Source organism: Flavobacterium sp. CHNK8, assembly GCF_019774515.1.
Lineage (GTDB): Bacteria > Bacteroidota > Bacteroidia > Flavobacteriales > Flavobacteriaceae > Flavobacterium > Flavobacterium tiangeerense.
This window is the reverse complement of record NZ_CP081492.1, coordinates 777,038-794,261: the sequence shown is the minus strand read 5'-3', so window position 1 is coordinate 794,261 and position 17,224 is coordinate 777,038. Positions and strand designations below refer to the sequence as shown.

At 36.7% G+C, this 17,224-nt stretch carries 11 protein-coding genes; all 11 read right to left on the bottom strand.

The features are described 5' to 3' along the window. Nucleotides 1-8 precede the first annotated feature (8 nt). Nucleotides 9-887: a glucose-1-phosphate thymidylyltransferase RfbA gene (gene rfbA, locus K5V07_RS03380; protein ID WP_221916383.1), complete on the bottom strand. Its 879-nt coding sequence runs from the start codon at nucleotides 885-887 to the stop codon at nucleotides 9-11. A gap of 23 nt (nucleotides 888-910) precedes the next feature. After that, nucleotides 911-1,768 carry a dTDP-4-dehydrorhamnose reductase gene (gene rfbD, locus K5V07_RS03375; protein ID WP_221916382.1) on the bottom strand — a complete coding sequence of 286 codons (858 nt, stop codon included), beginning with the start codon at nucleotides 1,766-1,768 and terminating at the stop codon, nucleotides 911-913. After that, nucleotides 1,765-2,310 (bottom strand): dTDP-4-dehydrorhamnose 3,5-epimerase, encoded by a 546-nt coding sequence (gene rfbC / locus K5V07_RS03370; RefSeq protein WP_221916381.1) that lies wholly within the window; start codon nucleotides 2,308-2,310, stop codon nucleotides 1,765-1,767. Before rfbC ends, rfbD begins: the two co-directional genes overlap by 4 nt. A gap of 117 nt (nucleotides 2,311-2,427) precedes the next feature. Next, nucleotides 2,428-3,471, bottom strand: a complete 1,044-nt coding sequence (gene rfbB, locus K5V07_RS03365; RefSeq protein ID WP_221916380.1) for a dTDP-glucose 4,6-dehydratase — start codon at nucleotides 3,469-3,471, stop codon at nucleotides 2,428-2,430. Between the two features lie 1,952 nt (nucleotides 3,472-5,423). Further along, nucleotides 5,424-5,807, bottom strand: coding sequence for an HU family DNA-binding protein (locus tag K5V07_RS03360; RefSeq protein WP_086452733.1), 384 nt, complete (start codon nucleotides 5,805-5,807; stop codon nucleotides 5,424-5,426). A 2,111-nt stretch (nucleotides 5,808-7,918) separates the two neighbouring features. Continuing rightward, nucleotides 7,919-8,386 (bottom strand): UpxY family transcription antiterminator, encoded by a 468-nt coding sequence (locus tag K5V07_RS03355; RefSeq protein ID WP_370632444.1) that lies wholly within the window; start codon nucleotides 8,384-8,386, stop codon nucleotides 7,919-7,921. Nucleotides 8,387-9,582: 1,196 nt separating this feature from the next. Further along, complete coding sequence (locus K5V07_RS03350) at nucleotides 9,583-10,590, bottom strand: mannose-1-phosphate guanylyltransferase (RefSeq protein WP_221916379.1); 1,008 nt, start codon at nucleotides 10,588-10,590, stop codon at nucleotides 9,583-9,585. Nucleotides 10,591-10,686: 96 nt separating this feature from the next. After that, a complete protein-coding gene (locus K5V07_RS03345; protein WP_221916378.1) occupies nucleotides 10,687-11,970 on the bottom strand; it encodes a nucleotide sugar dehydrogenase in 1,284 nt (427 codons plus the stop codon). 311 nt (nucleotides 11,971-12,281) lie between these two features. Beyond that, nucleotides 12,282-13,673: a UDP-glucose 6-dehydrogenase gene (locus K5V07_RS03340; protein ID WP_221916377.1), complete on the bottom strand. Its 1,392-nt coding sequence runs from the start codon at nucleotides 13,671-13,673 to the stop codon at nucleotides 12,282-12,284. Nucleotides 13,674-13,756: 83 nt separating this feature from the next. Further along, entirely contained in the window at nucleotides 13,757-14,740 is a 984-nt protein-coding gene (locus K5V07_RS03335; protein ID WP_221916376.1) for an SDR family oxidoreductase, read from the bottom strand. A gap of 22 nt (nucleotides 14,741-14,762) precedes the next feature. Further along, nucleotides 14,763-17,210 (bottom strand): exopolysaccharide transport family protein, encoded by a 2,448-nt coding sequence (locus tag K5V07_RS03330; RefSeq protein WP_221916375.1) that lies wholly within the window; start codon nucleotides 17,208-17,210, stop codon nucleotides 14,763-14,765. Nucleotides 17,211-17,224: the final 14 nt, after the last annotated feature.

Here is a 17,224-nt window from a genome sequence, read left to right as displayed (position 1 = left end):
AATTATGTTTATTTTCTGGCTATTAATCGCAATAAATACTGGCCATACTCATTTTTTCGTAATGGAGTTGCTAGCTTTTCAACCTTTTCTTTAGAGATATAGCCCTTTTCAAAAGCTATTTCTTCTAAACATGCTACTTTAAGCCCTTGTCTTTTTTCTATGGTTTGTATAAAATTACTCGCTTCAAGTAAGGATTCATGAGTACCGGTGTCTAACCAGGCATACCCACGCCCCATTAACTTTACTTTTAAATCTTGTGAAGCCAAATACACTTGATTGACAGTAGTAATTTCTAACTCCCCTCGGTCACTAGGTTTGATTGTCTTTGCTATACCCACCACAGAATTGGGATAAAAATACAATCCTACTACAGCATAATTACTTTTGGGTACTTTTGGTTTTTCTTCAATACTGACCACAGTTCCAGTGGAATCAAATTCAGCAACCCCATACCGCTCCGGATCTTGTACATAATATCCAAAAACAGTGGCTTTTTTGTGAACTGTGACATTAGCAACCGCTGTTTGTAATAAAGCCGTTAACCCTTGGCCATAAAAAATATTGTCTCCTAAAATCAAACAAACTGGATCGGTACCGATAAAATCAGCTCCTATAATAAAAGCTTGTGCCAATCCATCTGGACTAGGTTGTTCCGCATACTGAATGGAAATCCCAAAATCACTTCCATCTCCCAAGAGGTTTTGAAAATGAGGTAGATCCTGAGGGGTGGAAATCAACAAAACTTCGGTAATCCCCGCCAACATCAAAACTGATAACGGATAATACACCATTGGTTTGTCATAGATGGGCATTAACTGCTTGGATATCGACTTCGTTAACGGATACAACCGGGTTCCAGACCCGCCTGCCAATATGATTCCTTTCATATTTTTTTAGTATTAGATAACATTTACTTGATTAATTGCTCTATGCATTTTTCAAGACTATCTCTATAATGAGGTATGGTGATACCAAAGGTATTTTTTATTTTTGCCGTATTTAATAAAGAGTAGGCTGGCCTTTTGGCTGGTGTGGGATAGGATGCTGATGAAATTCCAAAAAGTTCACATTTTCTTCCGGCTATTTCTTTGATGGCTATAGCAAACTCAAACCAACTGATGATTCCTTCATTAGAATAATGATAGGTTCCCGGTTGCCATTCTTCAGTATTGATAATATACAGTATCCCTTCGGCAAGATCTTTGGCGTAGGTAGGACTTCCTATTTGGTCTTGAACCACATTCAAACGATCCCGATCTTGCATTAAGCGCAACATGGTTTTAACAAAATTAGATCCAAATTGAGAGTATACCCAAGAGGTTCTGATAATTATCGTCTCTGGATTGGCGTCTATTGCCGCTAGTTCCCCTTTTAGTTTTGATTTCCCGTACTCGTTTTGCGGATTGGTTGCATCTTCTTCTTTCAAAGGAAATGCTGCTGTACCCTCGAATACATAATCTGTGGAAACATGCAAAAATTGCGCCTTATGCTCAAAACTCCATTCTGCCAAAACACCAACAGCTAAGTAGTTGATTACATCGGCTTTTTTAGGCTCTTGTTCCGCTTGGTCAACTGCGGTATAGGCGGCGCAATTGATGATACAATCGGGTTTAATATCTTGAAGAAATGCCACTATACTTTCTGGCTGCTCTAAGTTTAGTTGTGAGCGGTCAGGAAATATAAATACATACTGGGACAACCCCATCGCCAAAACCTTCAATTCACTACCTAATTGTCCAGTACCTCCTGTTACGAGTATCTTTTTCATCCTTTATTCAAATCCTTAAAAGCACCTAAAACACGGTCTTTATCAGACACTATAACCTCAGCTGCATTTACTTGCCAGTTGATGGCTAAAGTGGGGTCATCATACTGAATTCCGCTTTCACTTTCTTTATGGTAAACTTCATCTACTTTATAAGAGACTATGGCATTCGAACTTAAAACCGAAAAGCCATGTGCAAATCCTTTAGGAACCAGGACTTGTTTTTTATTTTCGGCTGACAATTGGATGCTAAAATGCTGTCCATAGGTTGCCGAATCCTTTCGAAGGTCTACCGCCACATCTAAGATTTCGCCTTGCAGCACCCGTACCAACTTTGCTTGCGCATAAGGTGCTTTCTGAAAGTGCAGTCCTCGGATCACGCCTTTCTTTGATAATGATTGATTGTCTTGTATAAAGGGAATGTTCAATCCATTCGTCGCAAACAACGCCTCACTATACGATTCAAAAAAATAACCTCTCTCGTCCTCAAAAATAGTTGGAGTCAGTACTAAAAGGTCTTTGATGAATGTGGTTTCAACTGTCATTATTTAATTACTATAGACTTGTTCTTGTTCTTGCTCTTGTAAAATTATATTTTTTTCTTCTTTTAAATGAATCTGCTTGTGATGGTTTTGCTACTTTTTAAGCTTTACGATGCACAACTATTCGTATTGTTTTTGATAATAGGTAGCATAATTGCCCGAAGTCACGTTTTTCAGCCATTCTTCATTGGACAAATACCAATCTATGGTGCGCTCCAATCCTTGTTCAAAAGTTACGGAAGGTTTCCACCCCAACTCCGAATTTATTTTAGAGGCATCTATAGCGTAACGTAAATCATGACCTGGACGGTCTTTCACGTATGTAATCAGCTTTTCAGAAGTGCCATCTGGTCGCCCTAATTTACGATCCATCTGCTGACATAGCAATTTGACTAAATCAATGTTCTTCCATTCGTTGAAACCGCCTATGTTATAGGTTTCGTGATTTTTACCTTCGTGAAAAACCAAATCGATAGCAACCGCATGATCTTCCACAAAAAGCCAATCACGGGTGTAATTACCGTCTCCGTATACCGGCAACGCTTTGTTGTTGATGATGTTGTTAATAAACAACGGAATCAATTTTTCAGGAAAATGAAACGGACCGTAGTTGTTCGAACAATTAGTTAACACATACGGTAATCCGTAAGTTTCACCATAGGCACGCACAAAATGATCGGAACTGGCTTTTGATGCCGAATAGGGTGAATTAGGATCATAAGCTGTTGTTTCAGTAAACAAGCCCGTTGCCCCTAAGGAACCGTATACCTCATCGGTACTGATGTGGTAAAAACGCTTGCCTTCGCTATTGTTTTTCCACAATTCTTTACTAGCATTTAAGAGATTCATAGTTCCAATTACATTGGTTTTCACAAACGACAAAGGGTCTTTAATGGAACGGTCCACATGAGACTCCGCTGCCAAATGGACTACTGCATCAAATTGATACTGTTGAAACAAATTATCCACAAAAGTAGCATCTACAATATCCCCTTTTACAAAGGTATAATTGGCATGGTTCTCAATATCTTTGATGTTTTCTAGATTCCCAGCATACGTCAAAGCATCTAGATTTACGATCGTGTATTTAGGATATTTAGTCACAAAACGGCGTACCACATGCGATCCTATAAATCCTGCTCCTCCAGTAATTAGTATTTTCATAACGTTATAAATATAATCTTTTTATGTCTCTTAAAATTTGCATGTATGAGGATTGGTCTATTCTATTTTTCATAAGATCTATTGGCATTTGTTTATAACGTGCTGCTACTTCCCCATAAAAAAAATAATAAACAATCTAAAACGCGACTAGTAAACATGGCTTCGCCATTGCAAGCCCCAATTGAGATTGCTTTTGTACTAGTTTCGGCAAATTTATAGTAAATTATCCAACAAAGTGACGTTTAAAACGTAAAATTAAATTTAGCAACACAAATTTAACGTTATAAATTTCAATGTTTTTTCTTGCATATTTTAAATTAATTGTTAGCATAAGCACGATTTCACTTCAGTATTACTTCTAAACAAACAGCCGACCTTTTTTTAAAAAAATCAAATAATACCACAGTTAAAAAGTTAAACGTAAAAGGTCAAAGGGCCTAAGGCACTAAATATATAAGGAACTGAGATTCTTAGTTAAATTTCTAAATAGTTTACCATTAGTAAATAGCTTTCAGTTTTAAAAAACACTCCTCAAAAAACGAATTCGGAAAAACTGCCCTTAAATTAAAAACGTCAAAAAACAACGAAAAAGAGGAGTAGCAGCAGTCCGCGAGTTGAAGGGAGGAAAGTGTTCAGTATTCAGTATTAGTCCTTATTAAAGAATTTTCAGTTTAAAGTTTAAGGTTTAAAGCTTCAGTTCACAGTTCAAAATTTATAAATAGAACTGCTACGAATACGAATTCGAAAAACTGCCCTTATATTAAAAACGTAAAAAACAACGAAAAAAAGGAGTGGCAGCAGTCCGAGATATTAGGAAGAAGAAGGAAAGTCGAAAGTCAAAGGACCTAAGACACTAAGTATCATGTCACTGAGATTCTCGGTCAATTTTCGAAATAGTTCGCCATTAGTAATTAGCTTTCTGTTTTAAAAAGCACTCCTCCAAAAACGAATTCTGAAAAACTACCCTTAAATTAAAAACGTAAAAAAAAAACGAAAAAACGGAATGGCAGCAGTCCGCAAGTTGAGGCTGTAAGCCGAACGGCCCGTGCTGTAGAACTTAATTTAGAGGTGGTTTCTAAGTTTTGAATTTTCAGGCTTGATCTTTTGTTTCTTTTGAAATGTCAATTCACGAACACCAATAAATCAATAACTCGTGAGTAATCAAGACAAAAGAAAAGAACAAACATGGAAAACGAAATCGTCTGCTAAAATGGAGAATATGCGGAGATGCTTCGATCCTCAGCATGACAGAAAGGAGAGTTGACAGTCGAAAGTCATCAGTATTAAGTGTTCAATGTTCACTGATTAGTCTTTATTAGGTAGTCCTTAGTAAAGAATGATCAGGTTTCAATTGATAGTGTTTAGTAATTAGTGGTTTGCAAAAATGTTTCAGGTTTCAGTTTACAGTTCACAATTTTAAATTAAAAAAAAATAAAACTACTTCACAAATTAGGTCGAAAAAACCCTACCTCTTTTAATATTAAATTTATGGAAAACACCGCCACATATTGAAACTTTTCGCTACATTTGAACTCTGATTTAACGAATAACTGGAATTATTCGAGGTCTTAAATTCACTCCATTGCTCAAAAAAACAGGGTTCTAGTCCGTATTTTTGAGCTTTTTTTATGGCTAAAGTCCATCCATTTGACCTTATTCAAATGAATAATCTTACGTAAAATCTTCCTGTTTTACGGGATACAGCAGAAATACAGGCACCACTAAGCGTTTTCTTGACCTAAAAAGACGTAAAAATATTTTAAAACGCTTTTTAAAAAATCATCTTGACGGTATTTTCACATCGTCTTGATGAACTTTTTGCTTCGTCAAGACGATTTTTTTATTGCATCAAGACGATTTGAACGCTATTTTGACATTATTGGGCATAAAAAAACCTCGAATACTGGAATATTCGAGGTCTTAAACTCAGTCTTTTACTACTGAACAGGGTTCTAGCCCACTTTTCTAAAAGATAAATCCTTTAACATACTGCGCATTTTCTTACCAGGACGGAAGAGCACACGCGTTTTTTTGATGGCTGCTGTTGATACCTCATCAGCAACATCTTTACCTTCAGAGCTAATGCCCACTTGAAAATTGCCTAAACGGCCTAACTTCACAATGCGACCTTGACCCAGTTCGCCAATGATGTTGTGTTCTAGAGAAGCGAGCACGGCGTAACAATCAGAAGCCGTCAAGGTACTCTGATACGAAATCAACTCTGCTAGTCTTTCGAAATCAACATCGCCATCTGCAACTGCAGCGGCATAAAATTTTTCCGGAGCCACTAAGTCTCTCGGGTTCTTCCTTGGAAGAATTTTGTATTTAATAGCCATCGTTTTGGTATTAAATTAATAAATAAGTTTGTCTTAGTATACCTACTAAAGTATCTAACTGACTTTACAAACATAATATACTTTTACTGTAAGTAAAAGCCAAACTTATTCACAATTGAGGCTTGTTTTTAACAACTAAAAGAAATGTGTAAATAAATACAAAGCCTTCAACAACAGTATTTTAATTTTACAAAAAAAACTCGTTAAGCTCTATAAAACATAGGTTTTCCCAAAAAGACGATCAAGAAACGTATTTGAGACAGCATAATGACATTACCACTTACAGCATAAAAATATAGAGCATTTTAAGCTACTTGCATCAAACGTATTCAAACACACTGAAAACCTGCTACAGGAACTTTAGCGACCCCACCGGAACCACGTGATGATTCTTGTAAAATACTTGTACGTTTCAAATATTACATAAAAAAACAATAGCTTTTATACGTTTTTACACCACGATTTCTAAATGTCCCAAATGTCATTTATCAATCACCATTTAGAGCGTGTTTACTAGATTAGTCCTTAGTGCAGCGTGTTCAGTTTAAAGTTTCAGGTTTCAGATCACAGTTCACAGTTTACAGTTCACAATTGACAGTTCACAGTTCACAGTTCACAATTTACAAATAGACCTGCTACATTAGCGAATTCGGAAAAGACGCCCTTAAATTAAAAACGTAAAAAAACAACGAAAAAACGTAGCGGCAGCAGTCCGCGAGTTGAGGCTGAAAGCCGAACGGCTCGGGCTGCGGAACGTAGTTTTAGAAGTAGTTTTTAAGTTTTGAATTTTCAGGCTTGATCTTTTGTTAGTCAGATCCTGAGCGCAGTCGAAGGGTTGATCAAGACAAAAGAAAAGAATAGGCATGAAAAAAAAGGCCGTCTGCTACAATGAAAGCGTGTTGATGGGATTCTTCCTTCGTCAGAATGACAAAATTGGGGGTGAATCGTAAAGAATGAATAGCGCATTGCGTTTAGTAAAAACTAACCTCCTGTGATTAACAATTCGTATAACCGCCCTTAAATAAAAAGCATAAAAAACAACGAAAAAGCAAAGCGGCAGCAGTCCGCGAGTTGAGGACGTAGTCCGAGCGGCTCGGGCTGTGGAGCGGCGCTTTGAGGTAGATTTTGCGCTTTTGATTTTCAGGCTTGATCTTTTGTTAGTCATATCCTGAGCGCAGTCGAAGGGTTCATCAAGGCAAAAGAAAAGAATAAACTCGAAAAACGAAATCGTCTGCTAAAATGAAGGACATGTGGAGATGCTTCGTACCTCAGCATGACAGAATGGAGAGAGTTGGCAGTGGTCAGTACTTAGTGCAGCGTGTTCAGTTTAAGGTTTAAAGTTTCAGTTAACAGTTTGCAGTTTACAGTTCACAAATAGAACTGCTACTTAAACGAATTCGAAAAAACGCCCTTAAATTAAAAACTTAAAAAACAACGAAAAAACGCAGTGGCAGCAGTCCGCGAGTTGAGGACGAAGGACGAACGGCTCGGGCCACGGAACGTAGTTTTGAGGTAGTTTTTAAGTTTTGAATTTTTAGGCTTGATCTTTTGTTTCTTTTGCATCAAGGCAAAAGAAAAGAATAAACTCGAAAAATGAAATCGTCTGCTAAAATGAAGGACATTTGGAGATGCTTCGTACCTCAGCATGACAGAATGGAGAGTTAATAGTCGAAAGTCATCAGTATTCAGTGTTCAGTAATTAGTCCTTATTAAACCATGTTCAGTTTAAAGTTTAGAGTTTCAGTTCACAGTTCAAAATTTATAAATAGAACTACTACGTATACGAATTCGGAAAAACCGCCCTTAAATTAAAAGCATAAAAAACAACGATAAAGCAAAGTGGCAGCAGTCCGCAAGTTGAGGCTGAAAGCCGAACGGCTCGGGCTGCGGAACGTAGTTTTGAGGTAGTTTTTAAGTTTTTAATTTTTAGGCTTGATCTTTTGTTTCTTTTGCATCAAGGCAAAAGAAAAGAATAAACTTGAAAAATGAAATCGTCTGCTACAATAAAGAATATCTAGAGATGCTTCGTACCTCAGCATGACAGAATAAAAAATATCATGTCAAATGCTACAAGCGATTAGTCTTATGTTGTTGTCATTTAATTAAGAAAGTTATTTCTTCTCTACTTTCAGCACACAACCCAAAGACTCTAAAACCAGCAAATAATGGTTTTGTTTGACTTCTTGAACAGTAGCCTCTTGATCTATAAATGGCCCAGACTCTAAAACAACTTTATCTCCTTTTCTCCACGTGTCAATAACAATATCAAATGTACCTGGGGCTGAAAGCCAGTTCTGAATCGTTTCAATCTCTTTGTCTTTAACAATAGCAGGTTTCCCTAACCAGAACAAGTAGCGCACAACACCTGGAACATCAAAAACACTATTTCGCTCTTTTTCTGTAAGTCGAACAAAAATATAAGAATTGAACAAGGGTAGCTGTACCTTTTTTTTTCGATCAGACCATTGCGTGATTTTAGTAATTATTGGACAATAGGCATTAACTCCCATTTCCGTCAAACGTTCCGCTACTTTTTTTTCCGATTTTGGTTTGGTATACAGTACATACCAATTCATCATTACATCCATATTCATTGTACAATTCAAGAATGGACAAATATAATACTCCAATTGCGATAATACAGCAGTTGTAGTTGGTTTTTAAGATGAAAAAAACTGGGATTATGAACACCTCTTTATACATCTGGGGTTTAAGTAAAAAGTTTTCAGTTTTCAGTAATTAGTCCTAAGTGCAGCGTGTTCAGTTTCAGGTTTAAAGTTTAAAGTTTCAGTTCACAGTTTACAGTTCACAACTTATAAATAGAATTGCTACGTATTCGAATTCGGAAAAAGCGCCCTTAAATAAAAAGCATAAAAAACAACGATAAAGCAAATTGGCAGCAGTCCGCGATTTGATGCTGAAAGCCGAACGGATCGGGTTGCGGAACGCAGTTTTAGAGGTACTTTTTAAGTTTTTAATTTTCAGGCTTGAAATCGAAGATTCATGAATACAAAAAAAACAATATTAACCCGTGAATAATTTTTGTTTCTTTTGAATTGTCAATTCACGAACACCCATAAATTAATAACTCGTGAGCAATCAAGACAAAAGAAAAGGATAAACTCGAAAAACGAAATCGTCTGCTAAAATGAAAAATATGTGGAGATGCTTCGTTCCTCAGCATGACAGAATGGGGAGAGTTGACAGTTGAAAGTCATCAGTATTCAGTTTTCAGTAAATAGTCCTTAGTGCAGCATGTTCAGTTTCAAGTTTCAAGTTTCAAGTTTCAAGTTTCAGTTCACAGTTTACAATTCACAGTTTACAGTTTACAGTATATAGTTGACAATTTAAAAATAGAATTGTTACATAAACGAATTCAGGAAAAGCGCCCTTAAAATAAAAATGTAAAAAACAACGAAAAAACGGAGTGGCAGCAGTCCGCGAGTTGAGGCTGAAAGCCGAACGGCTCGGGCTGCGGAACGTAGTTTTGAGGTAGTTTTTAAGTTTTTAATTTTTAGGCTTGATCTTTTGTTTCTTTTGCATCAAGGCAAAAGAAAAGAATAAACTCGAAAAATGAAATCGTCTGCTACAATGAAGAATATGTAGAGATGCTTCGTCCCTCAGCATGACAAAAGCTCTCCAGAACTAAACAACCCCACAATCAAAACGAAAAATTTAATCGCTTGATTATTCCATAAACATGTATTAAAAAAATGTACCGAAAACAACTTATTAAAAAAAGTCTTTTCGGTACATTTTTATAAAGAGAAAACAATTACTCTAATAAATCAGAATTGCTTTTTTCTAATTCCGTATAAATATTTTTTACTTCTTGCGAGCTTTCTTTTTGTAAAATCAAATTGGCATTCTCTGTATGTACAAAAATTGCATTCTTCAACCCCACAAAAGCCGTATACACATCTGTTCCAATAACCATATTCCCATTACTATCAACAACCTGTCCTTTTGAAACCAAATAATCATAAACAGATTCAAAAGACCCTAAATCAGACCATTTAAACTCAGACGAAACCACTTTAATTTTCTTACTGCGTTCCATCACCGCATAATCCACACTAATAGAAGGAATAGCCATTGACAATTCTAAATCTAATTGCCCTGCTTTGTTGGCTTCCCAAACCTGCTTGGATTTTTCATATACTTCTGCATTATACAATTTCAACTCTTCTAAAAATACAGCAGCTTTAAAACAAAACATTCCACTGTTCCATAAAAAGTTACCATTCTTGATGAAATCTTTAGCAGACACTTTATTGGGTTTTTCTCTAAACGAAATTACATCATCTCCAGAGCGCTCTATATAGCCGTAACCTGTTTCGGGTTTAGTTGGAACTATGCCAAAAGTTACAATATGACCTTGTAATGCCTTTTCCACCGCTTGGTTAATAGCCATTTCATAGGCTTCCGTCCCGTCTATAATATGATCCGATGGGGTAACGATTAAAATTGTGTCAGGCTCTGAGGCAAATGCGGCAAAAGCAATTGCGGCAGAAGTATTCCTTGGGGTAGCTTCAATAATATCAATATATGAAGTACCTGACTTATCTAAAACTTTTTTACTTAAATGACAATTATCTGTGTTTCCAACAACCATTACGTTATCTGCCAAAGACCGGTTTCGATCTACGGTCATTTCAAACAAAGACTTACCATCAAACAAATCCAAATATTGTTTGGGTTGGCTTTTACGTGATAAAGGCCATAGCCTGCTTCCCACTCCTCCTGTAAGGATTACATGTGTAACTGAATTTGCATTTTTCATAGTTAAAGTATATTTAATTGGTAATCTTTATTTTTTTCGAATAATACTAAACTTTATTCTTTCAAACATTTCACATTAACAGAGATTTTTAACCCCTTACAAACGTCCATCAGCTCGATCTCCTAAAATGCCTTTCACATCGTAGAGCAAACTTTTTTGACTTTGCAAGGAAGAAAAATCCAAATCTACAAAAACAGTATGTGCTACACCCAAAACCACTGCGTCAAAACGTTCTACTGGTAGTTCTGTTATAGTGGTTAAATTGTATTCTCTTGCTACCTCAACTGGATTTGCCCAAGGATCATAAATCGTGATTTGAATGCCATAATCGGCTAAAGCCTTTATAACATCTACAATCTTGGTATTGCGCACATCTGGACAATTCTCTTTGAAAGTGATGCCTAACATTAACAATCGAGCACCATTGACAATAACTCCTTTTTTAATCATTAACTTCACCACTTGTGAGGCCACATAGTCTCCCATACTGTCATTCAAACGGCGTCCAGCCAAAATGATTTCGGGATGGTAACCAAACTCTTGTGCTCGTTGTGCCAAATAATACGGATCAACACCAATGCAATGTCCGCCTACCAATCCAGGTTTGAAGGGTAAGAAATTCCATTTGGTTCCCGCCGCGTCTAGTACCGCTTGGGTATCTATTTGCATCAAGTTGAAAATTTTGGCTAATTCATTTACAAATGCAATGTTGATATCCCGCTGGGAATTCTCGATTACTTTTGCCGCCTCAGCCACTTTTATCGATGGGGCTAAATGTGTGCCAGCAGTAATCACCGATTGATACAATTCATTCACTTTTTGACCAATTTCAGGAGTAGAACCTGATGTCACTTTTAGTATTTTTTCAACCGTATGCTCTTTGTCACCTGGATTAATTCGTTCTGGAGAGTACCCCGCAAAAAAGTCCACATTGAATTTCAAACCCGACTGCTTTTCTAGAACAGGAACACACTCTTCCTCGGTCACTCCCGGATATACAGTAGATTCATAAATGACAATATCTCCTTTTTTAAGCACTGACCCCACGCTTTCGCTAGATTTAAATAATGGCGTTAAATCAGGTCGGTTGTTTTTATCAACGGGGGTTGGTACGGTGATAATAAAATAATTGCAATCGGCTATTTCAGCCAAATTGGTTGTGCAATACAAGCCGTTTTCATCAGTAGGAGCTGTTTGCAACACCCGCTGTAAAGTAGCATTATCTACTTCAAGAGTCGCATCGATTCCTGAGGCAAGACCTGCTATTCGAGCCTGATTGATATCAAATCCTACAACAGGATACTGGGTAGCAAATAATCGTGCCAAAGGAAGACCAACGTATCCCAGCCCAATTACTGCTATTTTTATAGGTACACTCAACTTATTTTTTACTATTAATGATTTGAAATGACGCTTTTGAGCGTTGTCATTTGAAACTGATTTAATTTTTATGAAATGCCTTTTTACACACCTCCTATAGATGTTCGCGAAAAAAAGCTCAAATCCTATTTAAGTGAACGTTTTTTTTTCGCCAGCAGATACGTTTGGTGTGCTAAACAAATTAACTATAGAGAACTACTAATCATTAGATCCCTATGCGGCACAAAGATAGCTAAAATTGCTCTTGATACTCTACTTCGTTGACGCACTAGAAGGCGGATTTAAGCGCAATTCCCATATCCAACCCTTTTTTACGAACCGATTCCTTGGTACACAAATCCAATGGCACGAAGTTGTGCTGCATCCAGCACATTGCGTCCATCAAAAATAAAGGCTGGTTTTTGCATGGCATCAAATATTTTTTGCCAGTCGTAATGCGCAAATTCATCCCACTCGGTAAGTATGGCAATTGCGTGCGCATTGTAGCAAGCCTCATAGGGATCCCTATAAGAAGTCACACTATCCTGGTTGTGTTCCGGACTGCGTGTTGCTAGATAATTAAGATCCTCTAGTATTTTTTTAGAAGACACTTTTGGATCGTATACTGCTATTTTTGCATGCTCATTGATCAAATCATCGGCCACAAATATTGCTGCCGATTCTCTGGTATCATTAGTATCTTTCTTGAAAGCCCAACCCAAAAAAGTAATTTTTTTATCAGAAACCGTATTGTATAGTGTTTGTACAATACCATTGGAAAAGCGTCTTTTTTGATGGTCGTTCATGATGATTACTTGTTCCCAATAATCGGCTACTTCATGCAATCCGTATGATTTAGCAATGTACACTAAATTCAAAATATCTTTTTGAAAACAAGAACCGCCAAATCCGACTGAGGCTTTTAAGAATTTAGGTCCAATTCTACTGTCCATTCCTATTGCTTTGGCCACTTCATTAATATCAGCGCCTGTTTTCTCACAGAGTTCAGACATGGCATTTACAGATGAGATTCGCTGTGCCAAAAATGCATTGGCAGTAAGCTTAGACAGCTCAGAAGACCAAACATTTGTCGTTAATATTTTATCTGTTGGCACCCAATTAGAGTAAACTTGAACCAGTGCCTCCATTGCCTTTTTCCCTTCGGGAGTAGCGTCGCCCCCAATTAGGATGCGGTCTGGCTGCAATAAATCAGTCACGGCCGTACCTTCCGCTAAAAACTCAGGGTTGGAAAGAATTTGAAATTGAACACCGTTTCCAGTATGATCTAAAATACTTTTGATAGCCTCTGCCGTTCGAACCGGAAGTGTTGATTTTTCGACAACAATCTTATTGTCTTTGGCTACGCGTGCAATTTGGCGTGCACACAATTCAATGTATTTCAAATCAGCAGCCATCCCCTTACCTTTTCCATAGGTTTTGGTAGGCGTGTTTACAGAGATGAAAATAATTTGTGCTTCATCAATAGCTTGATCCACTGCTGTAGAAAAAAATAAATTTCTACCTCGAGCGGTAGCTACTATTTCGCTCAAACCAGGTTCGTAAATGGGTATATTATCCGTATTTGGGTCGTTCCAAGCGGCAATTCGATCTTCATTCAAATCCACAACGGTTACTTGTATATGGGGACATTTTTGTGCAATTACAGACATGGTAGGACCACCTACATACCCTGCTCCAATGCAACAAATTTTTGTAATTTCCATTCTTTATCTATTAAGCGCTTATTTTAATTTTCTTTTTTATTTTTTTTTGAAGTTTGAGAAGATTCTATTTTCTCTACTCCATCTTATTTTAGATGTTCCCAATACCAGCCCACAGCCTCTTGCAAGCCTTTTTGCAATGAAAATTGTGGATTGTAGTGCAATAATCGTTGTGCTTTTTCAATGCTGGCCAAAGAATGCGGAATATCTCCTGCGCGGTTAGGACCATATTCCACTGCTATATTCTCGATTTCAGGATCATACACCGATAAATACTGTTTTAAATAAGTGACCAAATTATTCAACGTATTCCTATCCCCGAAAGCAGTATTGTATACCGTATTAACGGCTTCTGGATTTTGTGTGAGCATGGCCAACTCATTCATTTGTATCACATTATCAATATACGTGAAATCTCTAGAATAGTTGCCATCCCCATTTATTTTAGGGCTTTCGTGTTGCATCAACTGCATTACAAACTTAGGAATCACAGCAGCGTAAGCACCATTAGGGTCTTGTTTCCTCCCAAAAACATTGAAATAACGCAAGCCTATCGTTTCTAAACTGTATGATTTGCTAAATATTTCGGCATACAATTCGTTGACATATTTAGTAATGGCATAAGGTGACAAAGGCTTTCCGATAGTTCCCTCTACTTTTGGAAGGCCTTCTGAGTCTCCATAGGTAGACGAGCTGGCTGCATACACAAAACGTTTTACTTTATGATCTCGAGCAGCGACTAACATATTCAAAAAACCAGAAACATTTACTTCATTACTGGTAACAGGATCGTTTAATGATCTTGGTACCGAGCCTAAAGCAGCTTGGTGCAACACATAATCCACTCCGTTTACGGCTTCCATACAAGTGGTTGCGTTACGAATATCACCTTCTATCAATTGAAAACTAGGATTATTTAAACAGTTTTTTAAATTATGCAGGTGTCCCGTGGCAAAATTGTCCAAACATACTACTTGGTACTTTTTATCTAAAAAATACTCGCATAAGTTAGATCCAATAAAACCCGCTCCACCGGTAACCAATATCTTTTTTTGCACTTCGTTTGCCATGCTATATTTTATTTCACTGCTATTATACGTTGTTCTTTTTGGCAATGTCTTTTATTTTTTGGAACCAACTTTTTGGCTTTTCCTCTTCATAATAAGATTTATCATAAGAGCCATAACCGTAGCCATAGCCTGTTCCGTATTTAGCTTTGTTTTCTTGACCGTTTAAGATGATACTTGTATTGTTCAATTCCCCGCGCTTAATGCGGTTATTCAATAAAGCAATCATGTCTTTTTTAGTGTAATTTTGACGAACGATATATAAAGTAACATCACAATATTGTGCTAATTCAAGCGCATCCGAAACTAATCCTACTGGTGGCGTATCCAATATTATATAATCGTATTCTTGCTTCAAGGCGTTAATCAAGTCCTCCATTCCCTGACTTATGATCATTTCTGAAGGGTTAGGCGGTATTGGTCCAGATAATATTACATCTAAATAAGGTATGTGCGTTTTATTGACAATCTCTTGAATTGATTTTTGTTTGATAATGTAATTCACTACCCCTACATCATTTGACAAATTAAACTCTGTTGCAAGTCTAGGTTTACGTAAATCCAATCCAATTATAACGGTCTTTTTTTCGCTCAAAGCAAAAACCGTAGCGATGTTTATGGAACAAAACGTTTTTCCTTCACCACTTATGGAAGAGGTAATCATCAACGTTTTAGCACCATCTACATTTTGTTGTTTGTACAAAAACTGCAAAGAAGATCGAATGGCCCTAAAGGATTCTGACAATGCTGATTTTGGTTTGTCAAAAACTGCCAAGTTAGATTTCTCTTTATTAACCCCAACCACTCCTATCAATGGGATCTTAGTCATCTTATTAACATCATCGCTATTTTGAATTGCATCATTAATAAAGAAAATAAAAAAAACGGCTATTAACGGAATCAGGATTCCAAGGAAAAGTGCCAAAATATAATTTACAGATGTTTTAGGACCCACTAATCCGCCACCTACATCTTTAGCAGGATCAATAAAATGAATGTCTGATAAGTTGGCTGCTTTTACAATATCTGCCTCAGAACGTTTTTGTAAAAAAGTATTGTATATGTTATCACTTAAGTCATACTTTCTTTTTATTTTTATAAGCTCTTGTTGGTCATCGGGTAGTTTTTTGATAGTACCTTCTGTGGCATTGATCTTACTGCTTACTAAAGCCAAATCATATTGTAAAGAAGATTTAGCTGTGATAATATTTTCTAGCAGTACTTTTTTTATAGCTTCCATTTGGATATCAAACTCTTGAAAAATCTTCTCGCTTTTTACCGCATAGGCCATCTCAGACCTTTGTGTAGACAAAGCAATTAATTTGGAAACATTTACTACTATGTTAGGATCATCAATTCCTGCCACAGATGGTGCTGGTAGTTTTGCGTAATTCACACTGCTATTTAAATACGATTTAAGGGAATTGTAATAAACAATCTTACGATTGATTTCATCCTTCCTAACATCGTATTCTAAAATTTGTTCCGAAAACTTAGTCCCTCCATCCTCAACATCGTAAATATTTTTACCTTTTCGAAATGATTTCAACTCATTGCCTGTTTCTTTCAGTTGAGACTCCATGGCTATCAAAGTACTGTCGATGAAAGCAATTGTATTGGTTGCAAATTTATTTTTGCTATCCAACTGTCTTTTAATTAACATCTTGACTGTAGCATTCAAATATTCAACCAAGCGGACTTTATTAGTTCCTTGCATGCTCAAAGTAATAATTGACCCTGCTTTTTCATTGGTTTGAACGTTAATTCCTTTGTATGCAGAAACTGTTCCGTCAAAATCATTGAATTGAACAAAGTATTCATTTCCCTTGTACATTCCTGGATTTTCATTTAGTTCCAATTGCCAGTTGAGGAAAGGCAAAACTACTTTTTGTCCTACTTTATATCGCTTTACAAACTCACCCGCAACTACATTAGTATTGCCATACGTGTGGGTATCGTATTGAATAACCCCTACGCTTGTGTTTTCAAAAGGAATTTTGATTTCATATTCATTCTCAGTCAAAAATTTAATACCGATTCGTTGACCTGCCAGTTGTCCTTTGGTTTTGTCAATACGTACAAAAAAAGGAACTGCTCCGTAGGCATCTGTAAAATTATATTCTCCTTGAACTAAATAACTAATATAGTACTGCAATTGATCTACAACGAGCTCATTGTGAGATCTTGATTGCAGTGTAGTGGCAATGGTTTGTACTTGATCTGAGGTGCCTCCCCAATTAAATACCAAACTCGTATTTGAGGTAAACAAAGGATTACTTTCTTCTTTGATGGCAATCATGGTTTCCATGCCATAGATTTTCTCTTTTCGAATGTTGACTTGATAAGCAATAGTCAATGCGATGGCTAGACTGATTAAAAACCAACGCCAATAACTGCCAATTTTAATCAGAAAGCCTTTAAAATCAAAACTGACTTGGTTTTCGAAAATTGAAAAATCCTTAATATCTAACATGTATCTTGTACCTA

Coding starts and splice junctions, on each gene's coding strand:
- rfbA (WP_221916383.1), bottom strand. CDS start 887: ATGAAAGGAATCATATTGGCAGGCGGGTCTGGAACCCGGTTGTATCCG.
- rfbD (WP_221916382.1), bottom strand. CDS start 1,768: ATGAAAAAGATACTCGTAACAGGAGGTACTGGACAATTAGGTAGTGAA.
- K5V07_RS03350 (WP_221916379.1), bottom strand. CDS start 10,590: ATGAAAAATGCAAATTCAGTTACACATGTAATCCTTACAGGAGGAGTG.
- K5V07_RS03340 (WP_221916377.1), bottom strand. CDS start 13,673: ATGGAAATTACAAAAATTTGTTGCATTGGAGCAGGGTATGTAGGTGGT.
- rfbB (WP_221916380.1), bottom strand. CDS start 3,471: ATGAAAATACTAATTACTGGAGGAGCAGGATTTATAGGATCGCATGTG.
- K5V07_RS03335 (WP_221916376.1), bottom strand. CDS start 14,740: ATGGCAAACGAAGTGCAAAAAAAGATATTGGTTACCGGTGGAGCGGGT.
- rfbC (WP_221916381.1), bottom strand. CDS start 2,310: ATGACAGTTGAAACCACATTCATCAAAGACCTTTTAGTACTGACTCCA.
- K5V07_RS03355 (WP_370632444.1), bottom strand. CDS start 8,386: ATGATGAATTGGTATGTACTGTATACCAAACCAAAATCGGAAAAAAAA.
- K5V07_RS03330 (WP_221916375.1), bottom strand. CDS start 17,210: ATGTTAGATATTAAGGATTTTTCAATTTTCGAAAACCAAGTCAGTTTT.
- K5V07_RS03360 (WP_086452733.1), bottom strand. CDS start 5,807: ATGGCTATTAAATACAAAATTCTTCCAAGGAAGAACCCGAGAGACTTA.